The sequence below is a fragment of the Allobosea sp. MMO-172 genome, from assembly GCF_037147855.1.
In the GTDB taxonomy this organism is placed as follows: domain Bacteria; phylum Pseudomonadota; class Alphaproteobacteria; order Rhizobiales; family Beijerinckiaceae; genus Allobosea.
In genome coordinates this window covers 137724-163126 of the sequence record NZ_JBBCUM010000002.1, presented here as the reverse complement: position 1 = coordinate 163126, position 25403 = coordinate 137724, and the positions used below count along the sequence as shown (strand labels likewise).

General features: G+C 67.1%; 23 protein-coding genes. 18 read left to right on the top strand and 5 right to left on the bottom strand.

Features of this window, described 5'->3' with window-relative positions; genetic code table 11:
• Window positions 1–26: 26 nt before the first annotated feature.
• Genes WFK61_RS03995 through WFK61_RS03980 form a run of 4 tightly spaced genes read left to right on the top strand, consistent with a single transcriptional unit; the run spans window position 27 to window position 5099 of the window.
• A complete protein-coding gene (locus WFK61_RS03995; RefSeq protein ID WP_336810240.1) occupies window positions 27–1568 on the top strand; it encodes an ABC transporter substrate-binding protein in 1542 nt (513 codons plus the stop codon).
• Window positions 1569–1627: 59 nt separating this feature from the next.
• Window positions 1628–2572, top strand: coding sequence for an ABC transporter permease (locus tag WFK61_RS03990; protein WP_336810239.1), 945 nt, complete (start codon window positions 1628–1630; stop codon window positions 2570–2572).
• 50 nt (window positions 2573–2622) lie between these two features.
• Window positions 2623–3441, top strand: coding sequence for an ABC transporter permease (locus WFK61_RS03985; protein WP_336810238.1), 819 nt, complete (start codon window positions 2623–2625; stop codon window positions 3439–3441).
• Window positions 3438–5099 (top strand): ABC transporter ATP-binding protein, encoded by a 1662-nt coding sequence (locus WFK61_RS03980; RefSeq protein ID WP_336810237.1) that lies wholly within the window; start codon window positions 3438–3440, stop codon window positions 5097–5099. The genes WFK61_RS03985 and WFK61_RS03980 overlap by 4 nt, the downstream gene beginning before the upstream one ends.
• 260 nt (window positions 5100–5359) lie before the next feature.
• Here the strand turns inward: WFK61_RS03980 and WFK61_RS03975 are convergent, their stop codons facing one another.
• Genes WFK61_RS03975 through WFK61_RS03965 form a run of 3 tightly spaced genes read right to left on the bottom strand, consistent with a single transcriptional unit; the run spans window position 5360 to window position 8369 of the window.
• Window positions 5360–6553, bottom strand: a complete 1194-nt coding sequence (locus tag WFK61_RS03975) for an extracellular solute-binding protein (RefSeq protein ID WP_336810236.1) — start codon at window positions 6551–6553, stop codon at window positions 5360–5362.
• A gap of 32 nt (window positions 6554–6585) precedes the next feature.
• Window positions 6586–7620, bottom strand: coding sequence for an N-acetylglucosamine-6-phosphate deacetylase (locus WFK61_RS03970; protein ID WP_336810235.1), 1035 nt, complete (start codon window positions 7618–7620; stop codon window positions 6586–6588).
• A gap of 2 nt (window positions 7621–7622) precedes the next feature.
• Window positions 7623–8369, bottom strand: coding sequence for a glucosamine-6-phosphate deaminase (locus WFK61_RS03965; RefSeq protein ID WP_336810234.1), 747 nt, complete (start codon window positions 8367–8369; stop codon window positions 7623–7625).
• A 116-nt stretch (window positions 8370–8485) separates the two neighbouring features.
• On the opposite strand from WFK61_RS03965, the gene WFK61_RS03960 reads away from it, so the two are divergent.
• The 10 genes from WFK61_RS03960 (at window position 8486) to WFK61_RS03915 (ending at window position 19053) form a co-directional block, all read left to right on the top strand.
• Window positions 8486–9670 carry an ROK family protein gene (locus WFK61_RS03960; RefSeq protein WP_336810233.1) on the top strand — a complete coding sequence of 395 codons (1185 nt, stop codon included), beginning with the start codon at window positions 8486–8488 and terminating at the stop codon, window positions 9668–9670.
• Window positions 9671–9817: 147 nt separating this feature from the next.
• A complete protein-coding gene (locus tag WFK61_RS03955; protein WP_336810232.1) occupies window positions 9818–10993 on the top strand; it encodes an extracellular solute-binding protein in 1176 nt (391 codons plus the stop codon).
• 2 nt (window positions 10994–10995) lie between these two features.
• Window positions 10996–12015, top strand: coding sequence for a Gfo/Idh/MocA family protein (locus WFK61_RS03950; RefSeq protein ID WP_336810231.1), 1020 nt, complete (start codon window positions 10996–10998; stop codon window positions 12013–12015).
• Between the two features lie 154 nt (window positions 12016–12169).
• The gene (locus WFK61_RS03945; protein WP_336810230.1) at window positions 12170–13180 is read left to right on the top strand and encodes a Gfo/Idh/MocA family protein; all 1011 of its coding nucleotides are present in this window, start codon (window positions 12170–12172) and stop codon (window positions 13178–13180) included.
• 118 nt (window positions 13181–13298) lie between these two features.
• On the top strand, window positions 13299–14816 hold the full coding sequence (locus WFK61_RS03940; protein WP_336810229.1) for a xylulokinase: 1518 nt from the start codon (window positions 13299–13301) through the stop codon (window positions 14814–14816).
• Between the two features lie 69 nt (window positions 14817–14885).
• On the top strand, window positions 14886–15842 hold the full coding sequence (locus WFK61_RS03935; RefSeq protein WP_336810228.1) for an ABC transporter permease: 957 nt from the start codon (window positions 14886–14888) through the stop codon (window positions 15840–15842).
• 38 nt (window positions 15843–15880) lie between these two features.
• Window positions 15881–16825 (top strand): sugar ABC transporter substrate-binding protein, encoded by a 945-nt coding sequence (locus WFK61_RS03930; protein WP_336810227.1) that lies wholly within the window; start codon window positions 15881–15883, stop codon window positions 16823–16825.
• A complete protein-coding gene (locus WFK61_RS03925) occupies window positions 16822–17589 on the top strand; it encodes an ATP-binding cassette domain-containing protein (protein ID WP_336810226.1) in 768 nt (255 codons plus the stop codon). The genes WFK61_RS03930 and WFK61_RS03925 overlap by 4 nt, the downstream gene beginning before the upstream one ends.
• Window position 17590: 1 nt before the next feature.
• Complete coding sequence (locus WFK61_RS03920; protein ID WP_336810225.1) at window positions 17591–18520, top strand: nucleoside hydrolase; 930 nt, start codon at window positions 17591–17593, stop codon at window positions 18518–18520.
• 11 nt (window positions 18521–18531) lie between these two features.
• Window positions 18532–19053, top strand: coding sequence for a hypothetical protein (locus WFK61_RS03915; protein WP_336810224.1), 522 nt, complete (start codon window positions 18532–18534; stop codon window positions 19051–19053).
• Between the two features lie 165 nt (window positions 19054–19218).
• On the opposite strand, the gene WFK61_RS03910 is transcribed toward WFK61_RS03915, so the two are convergent.
• Both WFK61_RS03910 and WFK61_RS03905 read right to left on the bottom strand, forming a co-directional pair.
• The gene (locus tag WFK61_RS03910) at window positions 19219–19575 is read right to left on the bottom strand and encodes a hypothetical protein (protein ID WP_257733518.1); all 357 of its coding nucleotides are present in this window, start codon (window positions 19573–19575) and stop codon (window positions 19219–19221) included.
• On the bottom strand, window positions 19565–20584 hold the full coding sequence (locus tag WFK61_RS03905; protein WP_336810223.1) for a sugar-binding transcriptional regulator: 1020 nt from the start codon (window positions 20582–20584) through the stop codon (window positions 19565–19567). Before WFK61_RS03905 ends, WFK61_RS03910 begins: the two co-directional genes overlap by 11 nt.
• Before the next feature lie 158 nt (window positions 20585–20742).
• Here WFK61_RS03905 and WFK61_RS03900 point away from each other — a divergent pair, with 158 nt between their 5' ends.
• From WFK61_RS03900 to WFK61_RS03885, 4 genes are read left to right on the top strand one after another with little or no spacing between them, the layout of a single operon-like run.
• Window positions 20743–22104: an NAD(P)H-dependent oxidoreductase gene (locus WFK61_RS03900; RefSeq protein ID WP_336810222.1), complete on the top strand. Its 1362-nt coding sequence runs from the start codon at window positions 20743–20745 to the stop codon at window positions 22102–22104.
• Window positions 22101–23117, top strand: a complete 1017-nt coding sequence (locus WFK61_RS03895) for a thiamine pyrophosphate-dependent dehydrogenase E1 component subunit alpha (RefSeq protein ID WP_442896258.1) — start codon at window positions 22101–22103, stop codon at window positions 23115–23117. The genes WFK61_RS03900 and WFK61_RS03895 overlap by 4 nt, the downstream gene beginning before the upstream one ends.
• Window positions 23107–24129, top strand: a complete 1023-nt coding sequence (locus WFK61_RS03890) for an alpha-ketoacid dehydrogenase subunit beta (protein ID WP_336810221.1) — start codon at window positions 23107–23109, stop codon at window positions 24127–24129. The genes WFK61_RS03895 and WFK61_RS03890 overlap by 11 nt, the downstream gene beginning before the upstream one ends.
• Window positions 24129–25364, top strand: coding sequence for a dihydrolipoamide acetyltransferase family protein (locus WFK61_RS03885; RefSeq protein ID WP_336810220.1), 1236 nt, complete (start codon window positions 24129–24131; stop codon window positions 25362–25364). Before WFK61_RS03890 ends, WFK61_RS03885 begins: the two co-directional genes overlap by 1 nt.
• Window positions 25365–25403 lie beyond the last annotated feature (39 nt).

The window sequence follows — 25403 nt, the reverse complement described above, 5'->3', positions numbered from 1 at the left end:
ACCATAACGACAACAGGGGAACCATCATGAAGCGCCTCCTTGTCTCCGCCGCCGCGCTCGCCCTCTCGGCCGGCGCTCTCCAGGCCCAGACGCTGACGGCCGTGCTGAACGCCGATATCCGCTCGACCAATCCGGGCGTGAATCGCGATGGCAACACCGATTCCGTCGTGCTGCACATGGTCGAGGGCCTCGTCGGCTATGCCGAGGACGGCTCGGTCGGCCCGCTGCTGGCTGAGAAGGTCGAGATCTCGCCCGACGGCAAGACCTACACCTTCCGCCTGCGCAAGGGCGTGAAGTTCCACAATGGCGCGACCATGACCTCGGCCGACGTGCTGTGGAGCTGGAACCGCTACATGGATCCGAAGACCGACTGGCGCTGCCTCTCCGATTTCGACGGACGCAACGGCCTCAAGGTCGAGAAGACCTCGGCCCCGGATGCCGACACCGTCGTGATGGAGATCAACGAGCCGAACGGCCTCTTCCTCGACTCGCTCGCCCGCGCCGATTGCGGCGGCACCGCCGTGATCCACAAGGACTCGGTCAAGGCCGATGGCAGCTGGGACAAGCCGATCGGCACCGGCCCCTTCATGCTCGGCGAGTGGAAGCGCGCCCAGTCGGTCCAACTCCTCGCCTTCGACCAGTATGTCTCGCCCAAGGGCGACAAGCGCGACGGCTATATCGGCTCGAAGCGCCCGCTGGTGAAGGAAGCCCGCTTCATGGTCATTCCCGATGCGGCGACCGTGAAGGCCGGCCTGCTCGCGGGCTCGCTCGACATGGCGCTGATGCCGGAATCGGATGTGCCCGACCTCAAGAACGCTCCGAACCTGACGCTGGCCATCGCGCCGAACCCGGTGCGCCACAGCCTGATCATCCAGACGCGCGATCCCGTCATGAAGAACCAGGCCCTGCGCCAGGCGATCGCCGCCGCGATCGATTTCCCCGAGCTCGTCGCCAACGTCACCAACGGCCTCGGCAAGCCCAACAACTCGCCGGTCTACCTGACTTCGAAATATTTCGGCGACGTCCAGAAGCAGGGCTTCAAATACGATCCGGCCGCGGCCAAGGCCCTGCTCCAGAAGGCCGGCTACAAGGGCGAGAAGATCACGATCCTCGCCAACAAGCGCTCCTCGGTGCCGAGCTTCAACACCGCCGTCATCGCCCAGGCGATGATGCAGGCGGCCGGCATCAATGCCGAGATCGAGGTGCTTGAATGGGCGACGCAGCTGGATCGCTACAACAAGGGCAATTACCAGATGCAGTCCTTCTCCTATTCGAGCCGCTTCGACCCCGCGCTCGGGTTCGAGCAGATCGCCGGCCCGAAGGACAAGCAGCCGCGCAAGATCTGGGAGGAGCCGGAAGCGCTCGCCCTGATCCAGAAGTCGATGGTGGTGACCGATACCGCCGAGCGCCAGAAGATCTTCGACGAGCTGCACAAGCGCTTCATCAACGAGGTCCCGACCATCTTCACCCATAACGACCTCGACATCGTCGCCCATTCCAAGAAGGTCAGCGGCGTGACGCCCTGGGCGTCGCAGCTGCGCCTCTGGGAAGTCAGCGTCGCGAAGTGAGGCGATTGCCGGCTTCGTCGTGAGACGGGGCCGGTTTCCAAGGCTTGGGAGGGCCTTCGATGTTTCGATTTGCGCTGACGCGGATCGCCATGGCTTTACCGACGCTTTTGATTGTTGCGGTGTCGGTGTTTGTTTTGATCCGTTTGATTCCGGGTGACCCGGCGCAGTTGATGCTGGGGGACCTGGCGACGCCGGCGAGCCTGGCGGATCTGCGGGCCCGGCTCGGGCTCGACCAGTCTCTGCCGGCGCAGTTCGGCATCTGGATCGGCAATGTGCTCTCCGGCGATTTCGGCCAGTCGATCTCGTCGCAGCAGGCGGTTCTGCCGCTGATCCTGCAGCGCTTCTGGGTCTCCGCCCAGATCGTGCTGGTCGCGGTCTTGCTGGCGAGCTGCGTCGCGGTGCCGGCCGGCGTCATCGCCGCCTGGAAGCAGGACTCCGCGCTCGATCTCGGCCTCGTCGCCACCGCGACCTTGCTGCTCTCGATCCCGACCTTCTGGCTGGGCCTCCTGCTGCTCCTGTTCTTCGGCCTCAAGCTCGAATGGCTGCCGGTCGTCGGCTATGTCTCGATCGCGGAGAACCCCTGGGCCGGCATCCTCTACCTGGTCATGCCGATCCTGACGCTGTTCCTGCACGAGATCGGCGTGATCCTGCGCATGGCGCGCGCCTCGACGCTGGAGGTGCTCCGGCTCGACTACATCACCCATGCCCGCGCCAAGGGCCTGTCGGAGGGCGCCGTGCTCTGGCGCCATGCCTTCAAGAACGCCTTCGGCCCGACCTGGACGCTGATCGGCCTCGTGCTCGGCAACCTGCTCGGCGGCATCGCGGTGGTCGAGACCGTCTTCACCATCCCCGGCCTGGGCCGCCTGCTCGTCGATGCGATCTTCGCCCGCGACTATCCGGTGATCCAGGGCTGCATGCTCTTCGTCGCCTTCACCTATGTGCTGGTGAACCTCGTCATCGACCTCTGCTACCCGGTCTTCGATCCAAGGGTGACCGCGCAATGAGCAGCGACAGCACCGTCAGCGGCAGCAATCCAACGAGGAGCCGGCGCCGCATGAAACTCCCCGCCCCCAACGCGATCGTCGGCGGCACACTGATCGGCATCCTGCTCGCGGTCGCCGGCACCGGCGCGCTCTGGACGCCCTATGATCCGCTGAAGCTCTCCTTCCGCGAGAAGCTCGCCGCTCCCAGCGCGCTGCACTGGCTCGGCACCGACGAGTTCGGCCGCGACGTGCTCTCCCGCCTGATGGCGGGTGCGGCGACCTCGGTCTGGATCTCGATCCTGACCGTGACGCTCGCCGTCGTCATGGGCACGCTGATCGGCCTGTTCTCCGGCTATATGCGCGGCTGGACCGACCGCATCATCATGGCCTTCAACGATGCGCTGCTCGCCTTCCCCGGCATATTGCTGGCGCTCGGCCTGCTCGCGGTCGTCGGCGCCAACAAATACGGCATCATCGTCGCACTCGGCATCGCCTATACGCCGTCGGTCGCCCGCGTCGTGCGCGGCACCGTCTTGTCGCTGCGCGAGCGCGAGTTCATCGCGGCCTCGCGCGTGATGGGCAACTCCGAGGGCTTCACCATGGCCCGCCATATCCTGCCGAACTGCATCGCGCCGCTCACCGTGCTGGCGACCTCGATGTTCGGCTATGTCCTGCTGGCCGAGAGCGCGCTCTCCTTCCTTGGCCTCGGCGTGCCGCCGCCGGCCCCGACCTGGGGCAACATGCTGGCGGGGTCCCGGCCCTATATCGGCCAGGCCGTCTGGCTCGGCATCTTCCCGGGCCTCGCCATCTCGCTGACCCTGCTCGGCATCAACCTGCTCGGCGACGCCGTGCGCGACCGGCTCGACCCGCGGATGAGGGGCTCGCGATGACCAAAACAGCACCTCTGCTCGACGTCGCGAACCTCACCTTGAAGATCGGCGGCTCCGGCCGGACCGTCGTCAACGACGTCTCTTTCCAGGTCTTCCCCGGCGAGATCGTCGGCATCGTCGGCGAATCCGGCTCAGGCAAGACGCTCGCGGCGCGGGCCGTGATGGGCTTCATCCCGCCGGCGGTCCGGCTCGAGGGCGGCACGATCCGCTTCGACGGCCAGGACGTCATGGCGATGAGCCCGAAGGACCTGCGCACCATGCGCGGCGCCAAGGTCGGCATGGTCTTCCAGGAGCCGATGACCTCGCTCAACCCCTCGATGCTGATCGGGCGCCAGCTCGACGAGGGGCTGGCGCTGCACCGCAAGCTCGATGCAAGCCAGCGCCGGGCGCTGATCCTCGACATGCTCAGAAGCGTCGGCCTGCGCGATCCGGAAGGGGCGCTCACCGCCTATCCGCACCAGTTCTCCGGCGGCATGCGCCAGCGCATCATGCTGGCCTCGGTGATGCTCTTGAAGCCGGCTTTGCTGCTGGCGGACGAGCCGACCACCGCGCTCGACGCCGTCGTCCAGCGCGACGTGATGGAGCTGATGGTCGAGCTGACGAAGGCCAACGACACCGCCGTGCTGCTGATCTCGCATGATCTCGGCATGGTCGCGCGCTATTGCAGCCGCATCGTCGTGATGTGCCAGGGCGACGTGGTCGAGCAGGGCGCAAGCGAGGACATCCTCGCCCGGCCGCAACACCCCTATACCCGCAAGCTGCTCTCGGCGATGCCGCATCGCCTGCCGGCCCGCCTGCTGCCGGAGGTGAAGACGCCGATCGTCGCGGTGCGCGACCTCATCGTCGAATATCCCGGCCGGCAGGGCTTGTTCCGCAAGGGTGAGGCCAAGCGCGCGCTGCACGGCATCAGCATCGACGTCAAGCCGGGCGAGGTCGTCGCGGTGGTCGGCGGCTCGGGCTCGGGCAAGACCACGCTCGGCCAGTCGATCGCGGGGCTGGTCAAGCCGGCCGGCGGCGAGATCCGCTTCAACGGCAAGCCGATCGAAAAGAGCGAGACGGCCTACTGGGACTACCGGCTGAACTGCCAGATGGTCTTCCAGGACCCCTATTCCTCGCTCGATCCGCGCATGACCATCCGGCAGCTCGTGGCGGAACCCTTGCGCCTCGTGCCCGACATGAGCCCGGCCGACCGCAAGGCGCGCGTCGCCGAGGTGCTGGCCGAGGTGGGCCTGGGCGACGGCTTCGCCGAGCGCTATCCGCACGAGCTCTCGGGCGGCCAGCGCCAGCGCATCGCGATTGCCCGCGCGATCGTGCGCCGGCCGAGCTTCGTCATCGCCGACGAGCCGGTCTCGGCGCTCGACGTCACCGTCCGCGCCCAGGTGCTCGAGCTCTTCGACGAGCTCCAGAAGAAGCACGGCTTCTCCTGCCTGTTCATCAGCCACGATCTCGGCGTGGTCGAGCAGGTCGCCGACCGCGTCATCGTCATGCAGGACGGCCGCATCGTCGAGGAAGGCCCCCGCGACGACATCTTCGACAACCCCAAACACCCCTACACCCAGAAGCTCCTCGCAGCCGTCCCAGGCTTGGAGAGCACCTCCGAGGGAGGCGTCAGGCTCTTCTGGAGAAGAACCGATAACGACAAGAAAATCACAGGCTGAGCCAGCCGATCCGGCACGGAACCACCGCGTCATCCCGGACAAGCCGCGAAGCGGCGCCGATCCGGGATCCATCGTAGAGTTCTGCGCCCTTCGATGGATCCCGGGTCAAGCCCGGGATGACGGCGCGTTTCGCTATAGGATTGGGATACGCTGAGGTTCGAACAAATCGGCCCGGAACCCATCTTCGGTGGCGGCACCGTCGATGGTTTCCGGGCCTTTCTCTCGCTCCACGGCGGCGGAGCGAAGGAAGCGAGGCGCTATCAGCGCTTGCGCTTGGCGCCGACCAGCTCGTCCCATTTGCGGAAGGCGACGACCATCTTGTCGGGCTTCAGCGGCAGTTCGATCGGGTTCTTGGCGATGAGATCGGCATATTCGGGCCGGCCGAACTCCGCGATCACCTCCTGGCTGCGCTTCGGCGCCAGCGACAGCGGCACGTCCTTCACCGCCGGGCCCGGATAGAGATAGCCCTCGTCATAGGAATAGGCCTGCATCTTCGGCGTCAGCACATGCGCCATAATGTCGAGCACGACGGCGAGGCGATCGTTCGGAATGCCCTTCGGCACGCACATGAAGAAGGCGTCCGAGACCCAGTGGAAGCCCTTCAGCGTCTGGATCTTGGCTTCCTTCGGCACGATGCCGAGCGCGCGCGGATTGATGTCCCAGCCCGTGGTCGAGATGATGATGTCGCGCGAGCCGTCGCCGAATTCCTTCATCGTCGCGCCGGTGCCGGCCGGATAGTACTCGATATACTCGCCGATCGCCTGCAGATAGGCCCAGGTCTTGTCCCAGCCATTGACGGGGTCCTGCGGGTCCTTGTCGCCGAGGATATAGGGCAGGCCCATCATGAAGGTGCGCCCCGGCCCGGAATTGGTCGGGCGCGCATACATGAACTTGTTGGGATTGGCCTTGGCCCAGGCGAGCAATTCCTCGGCCGTGGTCGGCACCTGCTTGACGCGGTCGGGCATGTATTCGAGCAGCGGCCCGGACGGATAGTAGTTCACCACCGCGCCGAAGCCCGCGCCCTGCACCTTGTGCAGGTTGAGCGCCGCCGGCTCGTAATTCTGCTCGATATTCGGGAACTTCTCGGCGAAATCCGGGAAGATCTTGAGCCAGAGATTCTGCTCGAGACCCGCCGCAAGGCCGTCCGAGCCGGTGAGAACGAGATCGAGATCGGCGCGGCCGGCATCCTGCTGCGCCTTGATCTTGCTCGCCAGCTCCGGCGCCGGCGCCTTCACATAGGTGATGCGCGAGACGAGCTTGGGATTGTTGGTGCGGTAGTCGTCGAAGGCCTGCTGCATCAGCGCGAGCGCACCGCCGACATCGATGATGTTGATTCCGACCGGCGCCGAGGGCAGCGCCGGAACGGCCGCCCGCGCTCCGGTGCCGCCGAGTGTCAGCGCGCCGAGCCCACCGAGGACGGTGCGGCGATCCACGCCCTTTGAAAATTCGCTCATGCTTCTCCCCTTTTCGTTGGTTGATGACGTCTTCAGGCAGCCGCCTCGGCGGCGAAGTCGCGGCGCTCGTCGCCGACGCGCACGCTGCGAACCCGGAGATCCGCTGACCAGTCGATGGCGCTCTCCGGCAAGGTGATTCCGGCGACGGCCAGCGCATCGGCGATGCAGGCCAGCGCATGGGTTGAGGCCATCGCGACCGCCTCGGCCGGCGTCGCAATGCCCCAGGCGACGACATTGCGGACGGCATCGTCGAGCTTGAGGGCCGAGCCCGCCAGCGAGCTGCCATTGACCTGATAGACCGACCCGTCGGCCCGCAGTTCGACCGGCATGCCGGCGAAGCTGTAGCGGCCGGGCGTCGCGCCGGCCGCGACCACGGCATCGGTGACGAGGATCGAGCGCTCGAAACCCTTGGCCCGGATGAGGCTCTTCAGCGCCTTCGGCGGCAGATGGATGCCGTCGGCGATGAAGCCCGCCATCATGCGGTCCTCGCCGAGCTGGGCGAAGAGCGCGTTCGACAGCTTGGGCAGGTCCTGCGGCAGGCCGTTGCCGAGATGGGTCGAGAGTGTCACCCCCACATCGGCGGCGGCCGCGACGATGTCGAAATCGGCAGCGGAATGGCCGATCGCGACGACCTTGCCCATGCGGGCGAGCTTGCCGGCGAGCGCGATGCCGCCCTCGATCTCCGGCGCCAGCGTCACCATCAGGATCGGCCGCGACAAAAGCCCTTCGAGATTGGCGATCAGGTCCGGGCTCGCCGCCGTCATCGCTTCCGGCGGATGGCAGCCGCAATAGCCGGCAGACGGGTTCAGGAACGGGCCTTCGAGATGATAGGCCGGGCACATCAATGGCCCGAGCCGGCTGCCCGTCACCGCCGCATCGAGCGCGCGGAAGCGCTCCTCCAGCTCATGCGGATGGGCGGTGATGATGGTCGGCAGGCAGGTGGTGACGCCCGTCGCCAGCATCGCCTCCAACGCCCGGTCGAGCTCGGCTGGGGTCACCGTGCCGGAATTGAAATCCAACCCGGCAAAGCCGTTCACCTGCAGATCGACGAGACCGGGCGTATGCATGGTCAGCCCTTCCGGCTCAGCAGGGAGGCGGCCGGCGGATCGATGAACAGCACCGTCCGCTTATGCGTCTGCAGGATCGAGGCCGGGCTGAGATTGCTGACCGGCCCTTCCAGCGCCGCCTTCGTCGCCGCGGCCTTGCGCGTGTCGGAGACGGACAGCACGATCAATTCGCTCTTCAGGATCTGGCGGATGCTCATCGAGATCGCCTGCTGCGGAACGTCCTCGAAGCTCGGGAACCAGCCCTCGCCGAATTGCTGCTGCCGGCAGGCATCGTCGAGATTGACGACGAGATAGGGTTCCTCGGTGTCAAAATCGGCCGGCGGGTCGTTGAAGGCGAGGTGGCAGTTCTCGCCGAACCCGGCAAAGCAGACCGCAATGCGCTTGCCCGCGATCTGCCGGTTCAGCTGCTTCACCGCCGCCGCGGGATCGCCCTCGCCGTCGACCGGAATGAAGGTCGGCGCATTCTTCAGCGGCGCCATGAAGCGCTCGCGCAGATAACGCCGGAAGCTCGCCGGGTGACTCTCGGGCAGGCCGACATATTCGTCGAGATGGAAGGCCGTGACCTTCGACCAGTCGATGCCCCCGGCCACAACCAGATGGTTCAGCATCTCGAACTGGCTGGCGCCCGTCGCCACGATGATCGTCGCCGCGCCATGGCGGGCGAGCTCGTCGCGGATCGCCTGCGCGCCCAGCGCCGCCGCCTGCCGGCCGAGCTCGTCCTTATCGGAGGCGAGATGCATCTCGATCATCGAATTTTGAACCTTTTATGCCAGTAATTTTCCGATATTCTGAGAACGAGCTTATGAAGCTTCGTCCGAAACGCAACGATTAATTTTGAACGCAACCGTTCCGAATAGAGCCTGCCTTGTCCCTGCTGACGCTCGACGAAACCCGCCTCGCGCTTGCCCATGACCGGGACTGCGCCCGGATCTACCGGCTGATCCTCAATGGCGAGGCCCATTCCCGCGCCGATATCGGCCGCATCCTGCAATTGCGCTCGACCAGCGTTTCGCGCGTCGTCGGCGATCTCATCGCGCGTCGCCTCGTCATCGAGGCCGTCGGCGAGGCGAGCGGGCGCGGACGGCCTCCGGCGATCCTCGTCGCTCATACGCGCCGCATCGGCGCTTCCGTGATCTATGTCTCCAGTCAGTCGCTTTCCGGCGCGCTGGTCGATCTCAACGGCCATCTCGTCGCCGAGCGCCGCCGCCCGATCGCGGGCGATGCCGACAATGCCGCAATCGCCACCGTGATGGCGGAGCTGGCCCGCGATCTCCTCGACGCGATGCCGCCGGGCATGAGCCATGCCGGCACCGCCGTCTCGCTCTCCGGCCTGATCGACCTGAAGCAGGGGCAATGGTTGCTGGCCTCGCGCTGGCCGCGCATGCGCGGGCTCGACATCGCCTCCGTGCTCGCGCCCGTGGCCGGGCCGGTCACGATCTGCCGCAATCTCGATGCGGAATTGCGCGCCCGTGCCGCCCGCGAGCCCGAGAATTTCGCGGGCGGCACGATCCTGCTGCACTGGGGCTGGGGCGTCGGCCTCGCCTATGCGGTCGATGGCGAGCCCTTCGCCCCGACCGGCTCCTTCGGCGAGATCGGCCATTGGCGCCTCGCCGCGCTGAACGGGCGGCGCTGCGGCTGCGGCAATACCGCCTGCCTGGAAACCGGGGCCGCGCTCTGGTCGCTGCTTCCCGCCCTGCGCCAGCACTGGCCCGATCTCGACCAGGACGAGATCCGGCTTGCCCGGCAGCTCGCCGGCCTCGATCTCCTGTCATTGCCCGAGATGGAAACGGCGGTGGAACTGGTGGCCCGTGCGCTCGCCAATGCCTGCCGCATGCTGTTCCCGGCGCGGATCGCGGTCAGCGGCCCCTTTTCCGCCAATCCGCAGCTCTGGGCCCGGTTCAACACGCTGTTCCGGGCGGAAGGCACCATGGACGGCTTCGCCGTGCCCGATCTTGCCGGCGCGCCCGCCAGCCATCTCTATGAGATTCACGGCGCCGCCGCGCCGCTGCTCAGCCGCGCGACCGAAGCTCTCCTGCTCGAACAGGCCTGATCCACGCCGCTCGCCATGTCCCGGTACGGTATCCGCCATGCCGCCGAATCTGGTGGCGCGCCGAAAAGTGGTGCACTAGTATCCCAGTCAAATGCTCCGGATGCCGCTCTCGGCATCGCAAAAGAGAGCTCAACCCAGGGAGAGATCATGACCCATCCGACACGTCGCACCGTCATGGCCGGAGCGGCCGGCCTCGCTGCATTGAAGGCCGGCGGAGCGCTGGCCCAAAGCGCGCCCGTCGCCCTCAACATCATCGATGTCGCCGGCAACCTGCAGCTGACGCAGACGGCAATCGAGAAATTCGCCAAGGACAATCCGAAGCTGATCTCGCGCCTGAATTTCTCGCGCGCGCCCTCGCCGGAACTGCCGGCCAAGCTCAAGGCGCAGCAGCAGGCCAATCGCGTCGATATCGACCTCGTGCTGACCGGCCCCGGCGCCATGTCGGACGGCATCCAGCAGGGGCTCTGGGTCGATGTCTGGAAGTCCCATGCCAAGGACCTGCCGAAGCCGGAGGACGTCTATCACGAGCAGGCGCTGATGATGCAGCGCAATTTCGGCCAGAACGAAGGCGTCGCGGTGGTCTATTCGCCCTCGGGCCCGCTCTTCGAATATGCGCCCGAGCGGCTCAAGACCGCGCCGAAGACAGCCGCGGACCTGCTCGCCTATGTCAAGCAGAACCCGAAGCGCTTCACCTATGCGCGGCCCGTCAATTCCGGCCCCGGCTGGACCTGGCTGCAGGGCCTGCCCTACATCCTCGGCGATGCCGACCCGACCGATCCGATGAAGGGCTGGGACAAGACCTGGGCCTATCTCAAGGAGCTCGGCACCGGCGTCGACTACTATCCAGGCGGCACCGCCGCGACGATGAAGGAGCTCGGCGAAGGCACCCGCGACGTCATCGTCTCGACGCTCGGCTGGGACATCAACCCGCGCGTGCTCGGCATCGTGCCGAAGGAGGCCAAGGTCTTCGTCCTCGCCAACACGCACTGGATCCCCGACACCCAGTTCATGTGCATCCCCAAGGGCGTCCCCGCCGACAAGATGCCGGCGCTGGTCGCGCTGATGGCCCATATGCTGAAGCCGGAAGCCCAGGCCGTGACCTATGACAAGGGCTATTTCTATCCGGGCCCAGCGATCAAGGGCGTCACGCTCGCCATGGCGCCGCAGGAGAGCCGCGACATCCTCGCCGAATACGGCCGGCCAGAATATGACGGGCTGATCACCAGCCTGCCGACCCGCCCGCCGCTGACGCCCGAGCGTCTCGTCGCCGCCTTCCGGCGCTGGGACCAGGAAATCGGCGTCGGCCACAACGCACCGCAATAACCATGCGCTTTGCCGCCATCGGCCTCGACCACCGCCATATCTACCATATGGTCGGTGGTCTCCTCGAAGCCGGCGCGACCTGCGTCGGCTTCGATCCCGCGACCGGCGACGAGCGCGTCCTCTCGGGCTTCCGCGAGCGTTTCCCCGATCTGCCGGAGAGCACGGCCGAGCGGCTGATCGACGATCCCGCGATCGACCTGATCGTCTGCGCCGCGATTCCGGCGGAGCGGGCCACGATCGCCATCCGCGCCATGCGGGCCGGCAAGGACGTCATGGTCGACAAGCCCGGCGTCACCGATTTCGACCAGCTCGCCGCCGTCGAGCAGGTGGTCGCGGAGACCGGTCGCATCTTCTCGATCTGCTTCTCCGAGCGCTTCACCGTGCCGGCAACGATTATAGCCGGCAAATTGATTGCGGACGGCACGATCGGCCGCGTCGTCCAGACACTCGGCATGGGCCCGCATCGGCTGAACCGCGCAATCCGGCCGGGCTGGTTCTTCGACAAGCGCAACTATGGCGGCATCCTCACCGATATCGCCTCGCACCAGATCGACCAGTTCCTGCACTTCACCGGCTCCCACGATGCGCAGGTCGTCGCCTCCGGCGTCGGGCATTTCGGCGTGCCCGACTTGCCTGGTTTCGAGGATTTCGGCGAAGTCCTGCTGCGCAGCGACAGGGCCAGCGGCTATATCCGCGTCGACTGGTTCACGGCCGATGGCTTGCCGACCTGGGGCGACGGGCGCCTCACCATCCTCGGCACCGAAGGCACGATCGAACTGCGCAAATATGTCGACATCGCCAGCCGCTCCGGCACCGACCATGTCTTCCTCGTCGACAAGGCCGGTACCCGCCATATCGATGCTGCCGGTGAGCCACTGACCTATTTCCGCAATCTGGTCGCCGATATCGCCAACCGCAGCGAAACCGCGATGAGCCAGCGCCACGCCTTCACCGTCTGCCGGCTCGCGCTGGAGGCGCAGGCCAAGGCCGCCTGGCTGCCGGCACGCTCACGAGTAACCTGAACGCTGTCATCCCGGGCGACCGAAGGGAGACCCGGGATCCATGCCTGAACCTTCGCCGGGAACGCTCCGGCATGGATCCCGGATCGCCGCCGCTCCGCGGCTTGTCCGGGATGACCACGGTGGAATGATCGAATGAGAATGGGGACCACCTGACATGACACGCAAGCTCGGCATCGCCGTGATCGGGCTCGGCCCCGCTTCCCTGCCGCATTCGAAAAGCCTGCTCGACCTCGCCGATCGCGCCGAGACGCGCTGGGCCGTGAGCCGCACGCCGGACCGCGCCAAGGCCTATGCCGGACAATTCCCCTTCCCGACCACGACCGATCTCGATGCCGTTCTGGCCGATCCGGCAGTCGATGCCTGCATCGTACTGACGCCGCCATCGAGCCATCTCGATGTATCCGCTTTGTGCCTCGAAGCCGGCAAACATGTTCTGGTCGAGAAGCCATTGGAGCTGACCAGCGAGCGCGGCCAGCGCCTCGTCGATACCGCGCGCCGGACCGCCAAGACCTTCGGCGTGACCCTGCAGCACCGCTTCCGCCCGGCGAGCCTGCGCCTGAAGGCGGCCCTGCAATCCGGCGAGCTCGGCACGATCGAAGCCGCCTTCCTCTCCGTGCCCTGGTGGCGCCCGCAAAGCTATTACGACGAGCCGGGCCGCGGTACGCTCGCCCGCGATGGCGGCGGCGTGCTGCTGACGCAGGCGATCCATTCGCTCGACCTGTTCCGCTCGCTCGTCGGCGTCTCCCGCGTTGTGGCGGCACAGGCCCGCACCACCGCGCTCCACCGCATGGAGACCGAGGACTATGTCTCCGCACTGCTTGAAACCGGCAACGGCGCTCCTGCCACGCTGGTCACGACCACCGCTGCCTATCCCGGCTACCCCGAGCGCATCGAGATCACCGGCACCAAGGGCTTCGCCGCGCTGATCGGCGGGCGTTTGCGCCTCGCCTTCCTCGACGGGCGCGAGGAAATCGTCGAGGCTGAGGGCTCGACCGGCAGCGGCGCCAACATCATGGACTTCCCGCATGACGCCCACCGCGCCGTCATCGCCGATTTCCTCGATGCGATCGAGCAGGGCCGCGACCCCGTCGTCACCGGCGAGGAAGCGCTGGCCTCGCAAAGGCTGGTCGACGACATCCTGAAGGCTGCAAAGCGCGCTGCCTGAACGAGGCATCCTTGACTTGCAGGCGATTTATGACGCTCCAAGGGTCGATGCCTGAAGGTCGCTTCGTGAAACCTGCTGTCCCCTCCTCTCGCCGTCTCGTCTTGGCCGGGGCCGGACGATGAACGTCGTCCTCGCCTGCGATCTCGGCGGCAGCAGCTTCCGCGCCGCGCTGATCGACGATCGCGGAACGACACAGGCCGAGCATGCCGTGCCCGGCCCGGCGCTGAACGATCGTCTCGACCGCTCGGAAGTCGCCGCGCAGGCCTGGTGGGCACAGTTGCTCGAAGCCGCCGGCAAGCTCGCCGAGCAGGCGCCGGAGCTGTTCGCGAGCGTCCGTGGCATCGCGATCTGCGGCGTGACCCGGACGCAGGTCTTCCTCGATCGCGACGGCAAAGAGCTGCGCCCCGCCATGACCTGGAAGGACGCGCGCTCGGACGGCATCGCCGCCCGCCTGCGGGAGGCGCTGACCGATCATCCCGAGGCCGTCCGCATCAACGCCTTCCACCCGCTCGCGCGCCTCGCCTGGTTGGCCGAGAACGAACCGGAGAACGCCCGTGCGCTGGTCAGCGTGCTGGAGCCCAAGGACTACCTGAATTTCTGCCTGACGGGCCGGCGCGCGAGCGATCCGGTCTCGCTCGCGCGCTTGATCGCCTGCGCTGATAGCGTCGATGGCCGCTCGGGGTTTGATGCCGTCGGGCTGCCGCCGGGCGTGATCCCCACGATCCTCGAGCCCATCGAGATCGTCGCCTTCGTTCAAGCCGGTCTGCCCGCCCCCTTCGACAGGCTCGCCGGCATCCCCGTCTTCTGCGGCTGCAACGATACCTGGGCGGCTGTCGCAGGGCTTGGCGCGCTACGGCCGGGCTATGCCTACAACATCTCCGGCACCACCGAGGTTCTCGGTGTGCTCGGGCCTGATCAGGCGGAAGCCGAAGGGCTGATCTCCGTCGACTGGCGCGGCCTCTGGCATCTCGGCGGCCCCAGCCAGAACGGCGCCGACACCGCCGCCTGGCTCGCCGGTCTGCTCGGCGGCGCAAGCCATGTCGGCGAGACGATCGACGGGCTCCTTGCCGGCCGGCGCCACCCGCAGCCGCTGCTCTTCCTGCCTTATCTGCAGGGTGAGCGCGTGCCCTATTGGGACCCGAACCTGCGCGGCGCCTTCATCGGACTCGGCCGCCGGCACGGGCCGACCGATCTCGCCTATGCCGTGCTCGAAGGCGTTGCCTGCCAGAACCGGCTCGTGCTGGAGCGGGCGGAGGGAGCGCTCGGCAATCGCGTCGACGAAATCCGCTTCGGCGGCGGCGCCGCGGCCAATCCGGTCTGGGCGCAGGTCAAGGCCGATATCTGCGGCCGTCCGATCGCGGTCGGTGCGGCCAGGGAACCCGGCCTGCTCGGCGCGGCGATCATCGCCTGGACGGGGCTTGGCCGCTTCGCCTCGCTGGAGGCAGCACAGGATGCACTCGTCACGATCAGCAGGCGCTACGAGCCCGACCCCGCCCGCCGCCCGGCCTATAACGCGCTCTACGCCCTCTATCGGCAGAGCGAAGCGGCACTCGCTCCGATCTCTGCCGATCTCGTCGCGCTGGCGCAGGACACGGCCGCGTTGCCCGGCCTCGCCAACCCCGCAAGCCCGACGTAAAGGACTGACCATGCCGGCGATTCGAGGACCGGCGCCGGCGCGCAGGGTCGCGAAGAAGGGAAGCTGAGCTTGGGCCGCATCGACCCGCGCGAACTGATCGGACGCTACGGCACGGCGCTCGCCGGCCTCGCGCTGATCCTGTTCTTCCTGATCTTCGCGCCGAATTTCGCCAGCACGATGAACATCATCAACGTGCTGAAGGATACGAGCTTCCTCGCCATCCTCGCGCTCGGCTTCGCGCTGGCCTTCACGGTGGCCGAACTCGACCTTTCCGTCGCGGAAATGGCGAGCCTCGCGGCGGTCGTCTGCGGCTGGCTGGTCCATGCGCAATATCCGCCCGCCGTCGCGGTATCGGCGGCCCTCGGCGTCGGCATCGTGCTCGGCACCCTGAACGGCTACGGCGTCACCGTGCTGCGCATCCCCTCGCTCATCATGACGCTCGGCACCGCGGCGATCGCCAAGGGCTTCGCCTTCATGATCACGCAGGGCGTCGCCTTCGTCGGGCGCTGGCCGGTCGGCTTCACCGGGCTCGCCCGCGGCTACTCCTTCGGCATCCCCAATCTCGTGCTCTGGATGACGGGCGCGACGCTCTTCGCCTGGGGCCTCGTCAAATGGACGCGGACCGGCGCGCATATGGTCGCGACCGGCGAGGCGGACGAGGCAGCGCGGCTCGCCGGCATCGCCACGGCCCGGATGAAGCGCATCGGCCTTTTGCTCTCGGGCGTCTTCGCCGGCCTCATGGCGATGCTGCTCGCCGCCAACCTGTCCTCGGCCGCGCCGAACATGGCAGGCGACTACCTGCTCTATGCCATCGCCGCCGTGCTGCTCGGCATGACCATGTTCGAGCCCGGCAAGCCCAATATCCCCGGCACGGTCTTTGCGGCGCTGGTGCTCAAGGTGCTTGGCAACGGCTTGGTTCTGATGGGCGCGCCCTATTACATCCAGGACATCGTGCTCGGCGCGATCATCATCGGCTCCGTCGCCTTCTCGGCCAGCGCGATGAAGAAGGCAGCGTTCAAGGTCTGATTTCGACGACAACAAGCAGAACGAGGGGAGTTGGTTTCATGTTCGGTTTCAGGAAAATGCTGGTGGCCGCCGCCGCGCTCGTCGCGCTCGGCCAGTCCGCGAGCGCCTTCGAGCTCGGCATCATCGGCTTCCAGTTCACCTCCGAGACGCATGCCCGCGTCGCCAATGCCGCTGCCGCCGCGGCCAAGGCCAAGGGCTGGAACGTCACGCTATTGAACTCGGAAGGCGCGCTGCCCAAGCATGCCGAGCAGTTCGACGCGCTGATCGCCAAGAAGGTCGACGCCATCATCATCGCCATGGGCAAGCCGGTCGAGGCCGACGCCCAGTTCAAGGCGGCGAAGGACGCCAAGATCCCCGTGATCACAGTGCAGTCAGGCTCCAGCCCGCATGCGCTCTTCGACATCCAGACCAACGAGTACAAGGTCGGCGCCGATGCCGCGCTCTATCTGCTCGGCCAGCTCGGCTATCAGGGCAACATCGTCTCGGCCCGCTTCGACCTCAACGTCGCCTCGCGCATCCGTGGCCGCCTGCTCGACGCCGTCCTCGCCGAGAACCAGGCGGTGAAGGAACTCGGCAAGTTCTCGATGGCCCGCACCCAAAGCTGGCGCGACGATGTCCGCGCCGGCATGCAGGCGCTGCTCCTGCAGAACCAGGGCAAGATCAACGGCATCTGGGCCTCCTTCGACGGTCAGGCCTATATCATCGACGATCTCCTGCAGGCGCAGGGCGTGAAGAAGGGCCAGATCCCGCTGGTCTCGGTCGATGGCGGCAAGGAGAGCTACGAGCGCATCGCCGATCCGAACTCGACCTTCATGGCGACGGTGGCCGTGCCCTTCGACGAGATGGGCAAACAGGCTGTCGATGCGATCCAGGCGATCGTCGTCGACAAGAAGCCGAAGGAGAGCATCACGTCGGGCCCGTATCTCTTCACGGAAGCCGTGCTGGTCGACAAGAACAACGTCCAGCAGTTCCTGAAGAAGTGAGCGCTCTTCCTTCTCCCCTCCTCTCGCTGCGCGGCATCGGCAAGGCCTACGGCCCGGTCGTCGCCGTCCGCGATGTCGATCTCGACATCTTCAAGGGCGAGGTCGTGGCGCTCTGCGGCGACAACGGTGCCGGCAAATCGAGCCTGATCAAGGTGATCTCCGGCGCCGAGGAGGCGACGAGCGGCACGATCAGCCTGCACGGCAGGCCGGTCACCTTCGCCTCGCCGCATGACGCGCTGGAGAACGGCGTCGCGACGATCTACCAGGATCTCGCGCTGGCGCCGCGCCTCTCCATCGCCCAGAACGTCTTCATGGGCTCGGAACTGACCAAGCCCGTGCTGCTGCCCTTCCTGCGCATCCTCGACAAGAAGAAGATGATCGCGGAATCGCAGCGCTATCTCTCCCAGCTCTCCGCCGCCGTCACCGACATGAGCCGGCCGGTCGAGCGGCTCTCGGGTGGCCAGCGACAGGCGGTCGCGATCTCCCGCGCACTGCGCTGGAATGCCGAGATCATCATCATGGACGAACCCACCGCCGCGCTCGGCGTCAAGGAAAGCGCGCTCGTCCTCGACCTGATCCGCAAGCTCAAGGCGGACGGCCGCACCGTCATCCTGATCAGCCACAACATGCGCGACGTGGTGGCGCTGGCCGACCGCGTCGTGATCATGGGCGCCGGCCGCAAATATGTGGATCGGCCGCTCGGCGATCTCACTGCCGACGACATCGCCCATATGATCATGGCCGGCAACGCCAGGGCGGCCTGAGATGCGCGAACCTATCGTCATCGACACCGATCCCGGTCAGGACGATGCCGTCGCCCTGCTGCTCGCCTTCGCCAGTGCCGAGCGGATCAATCTCAGGGCGATCACCACGGTCGCCGGCAATGTCCCGGTCGCGCAGACGACAGCGAATGCCCTGCGCATCCGCGATCTCGCCGGTTGCGACGACATCCCCGTTCATCGCGGCGCCGAGGGGCCGCTGGTCTTCCTCCTCGAAACGGCCGAGTTCGTCTGCGGCCCCGATGGGCTCGCCGGCGCCGATCTGCCCGCGCCGAAGAGCGAGGCCGCCCCCGGCCATGCGGTGCAGGCGATCATCGATCTCTGCCGCGCTGCGCCTGCGGACGGCATCACCCTCTCCCCGCTCGGACCGCTGACCAATCTCGCCCTCGCTTTCCGGCTGGCCCCCGATATCCTGCCGAAGGTCAGGCGCATCGTACTGATGGGCGGAGCCATCGGGCTGGGCAACATCACGCCTGCCGCCGAGTTCAACACCTATGTCGACCCGCATGCAGCGGCGGTCGTGTTCGGCTGCGGCCGGCCGATCGTAATGTTCGGCCTCGGCGTCACGCTCCAGGCCATTGCGAGCCATGATCAGGTCGCCCGCATCGGCGCGCTCGGCAACGCAGCAGGCAAGGCGGTTCACGGCATGCTGACGCGCCCGCGTCCCGGCGGGCTCGGCTCGAACGGCCACCCGATGCACGACCCTTGCGTCATCGCCTTCCTGCTCTGGCCGGAATTGTTCGACGGGCGCGATTGCTTCGTCGAAATCGAGACCGGTGACGGCCCCTTGCGCGGGCGCACTACGATCGACTGGAACGGCCGTCTCAGGCGCGAGCCCAATGCCCATGTCGTTTCGGCCGTAAAGGCCCATGACCTGTTCGAGCGGATGATCGACCGCCTCGCCACGCTGCCTTGAAAGACCCGGACATGCCGCATTTCGTCGAAGCGCTGCAGCAGGAAGCGGCGGAAGCCATCGCGCAGATGCAGGAGGCGGCCCTGCGCGCCCGCCATGCCCATGCCCGCGCCGAGCTGATGCGCCACATGCTGACCACCGCCCGCAAGGTCAAGGACAGCCCGAAGACCGAGGCCGTCGAGATGGTCGTGCGCGAATGGATGGACGCCTGGAATCTCGGACGCAGCGACTGGCCGCATATCGCCCGCGAGATGGAGAGCTTCACCGAAGCCTTCCACGACTACGCCAATGCTCCGAGCGATGCCCATGACACACGTTTGCGCGAAACCTGCGCCGCGCTCGACGCCGTGCTGGAGCAGGAGGGCACCTCGATCTCCGACCAGATGGCCTTCCGCTCGCAATGCGCCCATGGCTGGTGGGAGCAGGTCAAACCCGTTCCCGCCGACCTGCCCGGCCGCAAGCCGCGCCCGTCCGTGCCGGCACTTGAATCCGGCAAAGCATTCTGGGAAGCCGGCTGCGCCGATTTCTGCTGCTGAGCAGTTTGCGAAGGAAACGCGCCGTCATCCCGGACAAGTCGCGAAGCGGCGCCGATCCGGGATCCATTCCGGAGCGCTTCCGGTGAAGGTTCGGGAATGGATCCCGGGTCTCCGCTGCGCTCCGCCCGGGATGACCAGCGATAACCCCGCGCCGTTCGAAGAGCGTTACGGCAACTGCTGGTTCTCGAAGAACCCATCCAGCGGAATCTGGGTCGTCTTTTCGAAATCGTCCATCGCGTCGAGCAGGCGCTGGCGGTAGTTCAAGAGCGCCAGCAGCAATTGCGCCGCATCGCGCGACAATCCGTAGCGCGCCCAGCTCTCGGAAGTCCGGCGCTCGAGCCCGATCTGATCGCCGAAAGCCTCGACCGTCGCGAAGCCGAGACCCTGCACGACTTCCAGCAATTCCTCGGCCGTCATGCGCGGCTTCACGACATGGGAATGCACCCGCTCCAGCATGAGGCGGATGTCGGACGGCCGGAACTGCAGGGAGTTGCGCGCGAACTGCTCGAAATTATTGGCCATGGCGTGTTTCCCGTTCGGCTCCCTCTGCCGCCTGTTTCGCGCTGCCGGCCAGCAAGGCCTCCGCAGCGCCTTCATCCGTGATCAGCACTTTCGCCGCGCTCGCCCGCAAGGCGGCCCGGATCGCATGTTCCTTATGGGCACCGCCCGCCGCGATCGCGACGAGGCCGATGCCCCTGAGATCGGCCGGACTCACCGCCATGATACGCCGGTTGACCGGATGGTCCACAAGCTCGCCCTCGGCATCGATGAAATGGCAGACGAGGTCGCCGACCGCGCCGGCCTTCTTCAGGCCGGCGAGATCCGATTGCGGCAGGAGCCCCTCGCGGAACAGTGTCGAATCCGGAACGAGATCGCCGACGCTGACCAGCGCGACATCGGCCGCCCGTGCCCGGTCGAGCAAATCCCGCAGGGTCGGCTCGCGCCAGAGCGCGTCGCGGATCTCGGCATTCGAGACGAAGACCGGCGCCGTCAACTGGAAGCAATCGGCCCCGAACATGTCGGCGACGCGGCGCGCCACCGCCGAGGGATTGATGCTGCGCGAATGTGTCAGGCCGCCGAGCAGAGAGACGACGGACATCGCCTCGACCTGGCGCGGCTGCATGCCCCTGAGCGCAAGGTGCAAAGTCTGCCCCCAGCCCACCGCCAGCGACATGTTGTCGGTCAGCTTGTCGGAGAGCCAAAGGCCGGCGGCATAGCCGACCAGCGCAGAGACGCTCGCCGCATCGCGCGCCGCCGGCACCACCACGGCCTCCTTCAGGCCGAAAGCGGTGACCAGCCCGCGCTCAAGCCCCGCCTGCCGGGCCGAGCGCGCATCGATCCTGATCTTGACCAGCCCTTCGGAACGCGCCGCCGCCAGCATGCGGATCACCTTGATCCGGCTTAAGCCCAGCGCCTCGGCGATCTGCTCCTGCGTCAGGCCCTCGACATAATAGAGCCAGGCGGCGCGGACCTTCGCCTCCGCCACCGGCATCTCGCCCTGAACCTGTCCTGCTCCGAACGCGTCTTCCACCACCACTCCCAGTCGGATCGCCTCGCGGCGTCGGGCCCAGCATCACCGCATCGCGCCGTCCAAGGCAACCCGTTTGAACATCTGTGCGCTTGACAGGACGAATGACATGTTCTTTTGTTCCTAGATAAGAACATATGTCCTAGGGAGAGAGAGTGCCGATGGCCGCGATCCAGCCGCAGCCGCCTTTGGGCGCGCCCGTCGCCGGCCTGTCCCTGGCCGAAGCCCTTGAATTGCGTGCCAGGGCCGGCAAGCCGGTCCGCGTCGGCCTGATCGGCGCCGGCCAGATGGGCACCGACATCGTCGTCCAGATCTCCCAGATGACCGGCATCGAGATCGCGGCGATCGCCGATATCGCGCCGGATCGCGTTTCGGAGGCCGCCGCGCTCGCCGGGCGCAAGGGCGATGTCGACACCGTCGCCGACGAGGCCGGGCTTGATGGCGCCCGCCGCAAGGGCCGCATCGCCGCCACGACCTCGCTCGATCTGATCTGCCGCTCTCCCCATGTCGACGTCATCATCGACGCCACCGGCAATCCCGAGGCCGGCTCGCGCGTCGCGCTGACTGCGATCGCCGCGCGCAAGCATATCGTGATGATGAATGTCGAGGCCGACATCACCATCGGCTCCTATCTCGCGGTCGAGGCGGCGAAGGCCGGCGTGGTCTATACGCTCGGCGCCGGCGACGAGCCCGCCGCCGCGATGGAGTTGATCAATTTCGTCCGCGCCATGGGCTATCCGGTGGTCGCAGCCGGCAAGGGCAAGAACAACCCGTTCCGCATCGACGCCGTGCCGGCCGATTATGTCGAGGAAGCCACCCGTCGGAACATGAACCCGCGCATGCTCGTGGAGTTCGTCGACGGCTCGAAGACGATGGTCGAGATGGTCGCCATCGCCAATGCCTGCGGCTTCGTGCCGGATATCCCCGGCATGCACGGCCCGGCCGCACCGAAGGACGAGCTGCAGAACTATTTCTGCCCGAAGGAAGAGGGCGGCCTGCTCTCGCAGAAGGGCGTCGTCGACTTTTCCGTTGCCAAGGGCGTCGCGCCCGGCGTCTTCGCCGTGGCCGAGATGCGCCATCCCCGCGTCCGCGAGCGGATGAACGACCTGCATCTCGGCCCCGGCCCGTACTACTCCTTCTTCCGGCCCTACCATCTGACGAGCCTGGAAGTGCCGCTCTCGGCCGCCGCCGCCGTCATCTTCAACCAGAGCCATATGCGCCCGCTGCCAGTGCCGACCTCCGAGGTCGGCTGTGTCGCCAAGCGCGATCTCGCGGTTGGCGAGACGCTCGATGCCATCGGCGAATACGGCTATCGCGGCTTCGCCCTCTCCCGCGCCGATGCGCAGGCGCGCAAGGCGCTCCCGATCGGCCTCGCCCAGGGCGCGAAAATGACGCGGCCCGTCCGCAAGGGCGAACTCATCACGCTGGCCGATGCCACGCCCGACGAACGGCTGAAGATCGTCGAGGTGCGCCGCGCCCAGGACGCGATGATCGCCGCGCTGACCTCCGGAGCCCAAGAATGAGCGCTGAACCCATGAGCGCTGACCAGAAGCCGAACCAGCGGCCGGAACTCGCCGCGCTCGACGACGCGACGGTGGCGCAGGCACTGACCCGCATGCACCTGATCCGCAAATTCGAGGAAGCGGCCGAGGCGAGCTATATGCGCGGCCTGATCCACGGCACGATGCATCTCTCGATCGGGCAGGAAGCCAGCGCCGTCGGCACGACGCTGCCGCTCGAAGCGCACGACTACATTCTCTCGACCCATCGCGGCCATGGTCACTGCATCGCCCGCGGCGCCGAGCCGAAGCTGATGTTCGCCGAGTTCTTCGGCAAGGAGACCGGCTACTGCAAGGGTCGCGGCGGCTCGATGCATATTGCCGATGTCGAGGGCGGCAATCTCGGCGCCAATGGCATCGTCGGTGGCGGCCTGCCGATCGCGGTCGGCGTCGGCATGAGCATCAAGGCGCAGAAGAACGGCCGGGTCTGCATGGTCTTCTTCGGCGACGGCGCCTCGAACGAAGGCGCCTTCCACGAAGCGCTCAACATGGCCTCGATCTGGAAGCTGCCGGTCGTCTTCGTCTGCGAGAACAACAAATACGGCATGTCGATGGATATCGGCCGCGCCATGGCGGTGGCGAACGTCGCCGATCGCGCGGCAGCCTATGGCATGCCCGGCCATTGCCTCGACGGCAACGACCTCGCCGGCGTCGCGGCCGTCGCGAAACTGGCGATCGCGCGCGCCCGTTCCGGCGAAGGCCCCTCGCTGATCGAGTGCAAGACCTATCGCTGGCGCGGCCATTCCAAGAGCGACCGCAATCTCTACCGCTCCAAGGAAGAGATCGAGGAATGGCGCAACCAGGACCCGATCCGGCGGCTTGAGGACGAGCTCAAGGCGCATGACCGCTTCGATGCGGCCACGCTGATGAAGCTCGAAGAGGACGCCCAGCGCGACATCGACGCCGCCGTGGAATTCGCCCGCGCCTGCCCGGACCCCGATCCGAAAGACCTGACCCGTGACGTCTATGCCCTCTGACACGCTCGAAGCCGTGAGCGAGATCCGCGAGCTCTCCTATGCCGAGGCCGTGCGCGAGGCGCTTGCGCAGGCGATGGAGGCCGACGAGCGCGTCTTCCTGTTCGGCGAGGATGTCGGCGTCTATGGTGGCGCCTTCGGCGTCTCCGGTGATCTCGTCCACCGCTTCGGCAAGGACCGCGTGATCGACACCCCGATCAGCGAGCTCGGCATCGCCGGCGCGGCAGTCGGCGCGGCGATCACCGGCATGCGCCCGGTGCTCGAAATCCAGTTCTCGGATTTCGTCACGCTCGCGATGGAGCAGCTCGTCAACCAGGCGGCCAAGATCCGCTTCATGTTCGGCGGCAAGGCGAGCGTGCCGATGGTCGTGCGCCTGCCCGGCGGCTCGGGCACGGGCGCCGCCGCCCAGCACAGCCAGAGCCTCGAAGCCTGGTTCGCCCATGTGCCGGGTCTCAAGGCCCTGCAGCCGAGCACGCCGCATGACGCCAAGGGCATGCTGCTCGCGGCCATCGACGACCCCAACCCCGTCCTGATCTTCGAGCACAAGCTGCTCTACAAGACCAAGGGCCATGTCCCGGCGGAAGCCTATCGCGTCCCGATCGGCAAGGCCGCGATCCGCCGCGAGGGCACGGATGTGACCATCGTCGGCTCCTCGATCATGGCCCGCAAGGCGGAAGCCGCGGCCGAGCGTCTGGCCGGCGACGGCATCTCGGCGGAGGTGATCGACCTGCGCTCGATCCGCCCGATCGACTTCACCACCATCGCCGAGAGCGTGCGCAAGACGCATCGCCTGCTGGTCGTCTACGAGGGCGTGAAGACCATGGGCATCGGCGCCGAGATTTCGGCGATGATCGCCGAGAGCGAGGCCTTCGACTTCCTCGATGCGCCGATCATCCGGCTCGGGGGCGCGGATTCGCCGATCCCCTACAACCCGGTTTTGGAGAAGGCGGCCGTCCCGCAGGAGGACGACATCGTCACCGCCGCCGCCAATCTCGTCCGCCGCGGGGAAGCCTGATGCCCGTCGAGGTCATCCTTCCCAAGGTCGACATGGACATGGAGACGGGCACGATCGAGGCCTGGCATGTCAAGGAAGGCGACCTTGTCCGCCAGGGCGACACCATCTTCGAGATCGGCACCAACAAGGCCGTGATGGAGGTCGAGGCCCCCGCCACCGGCGCGATCCGGAACATCAGGGCCGAGACCGGCGTGCCGATCTCGGTCGGAACACCTGTTGCGTGGATCTACCTCGACGGTGAGGCCGCCACCACACCGTCCGAGCCGGCAGCCGCTGCGGCTACCGTGGCGGCTGCCACATCCGTTTCGAAGACCGAGGTGCCGGCCACGCCGGCGATTGCGGTCGCACAGACCTCGTCCGGCCTGCGCGCGACCCCGCTTGCCCGGCGTATCGCCCGCCAGAACGGCCTCGACCTCAAGACCGTGGCCGGCACCGGCCCGCGCGGACGCATCAGTGAAGCCGATGTGAAGCGCCATCTCGAACAGCGTCCGCGCTGCGCCCCGGCGCAGGAGACGCGCCCCGCGCCGGCCCCCTCGGCGAACGCTTCCGAAGGCCGGCTGCGGCCCTTCTCCGCCATCCGCCGCATCGTCGCGAACCGCCTCTCCGAAAGCGTGCGCACCGCCCCGCATTTCTATCTGACCTCCGAGATCGAGATGAGCGCCGCGCGAGACCTGCTCGGTCGCCTCGCCAAGCGCCACGAACGCATCGGCGCGCCCAAGCCCAGCCTGACCGTGCTGATCGCCCGCGTCGCCGCCCGCATCCTGCGCGACCACCCGGTGATCAACGCCTCAACGGAGGGCGAGGCGACCCGCTTCCACGAGCGCATCGATATCGGCATCGCCATGGAGCGTGACGGCGACCTCGTCGTGCCCGTGCTGCGCGATGCCGGCGCCATGGACATGCCCGCCATGACCCGCGAATTCGCGAGGCTGCGCGAGGGCATGGCGAAGCGGACCCTGACCCCGGCCGAGCTCGGCGGCGGCACTTTCACCATCTCCAATCTCGGCATGTACGGCGTCGACTCGTTCACCGCGATCATCAACCCGCCGCAGGGCGCGATCCTCGCGATCGGCCGCACAGTCGACAAGCCGGTCGGGCGGAACGGGGAGATCGTGCTCAGGCCGATGGCGAGTTTCACGCTGTCCTCGGATCACCGCATCGTCGACGGCGTCGCGGCGGCCCGTTTCATGGCCGATCTGCGCGAGGCCCTTGAAAACCCCGAGCTGCTTCTGTGAAGGAAGATGGTAGCCGGTCGCCAGATCGCGGATGACCGG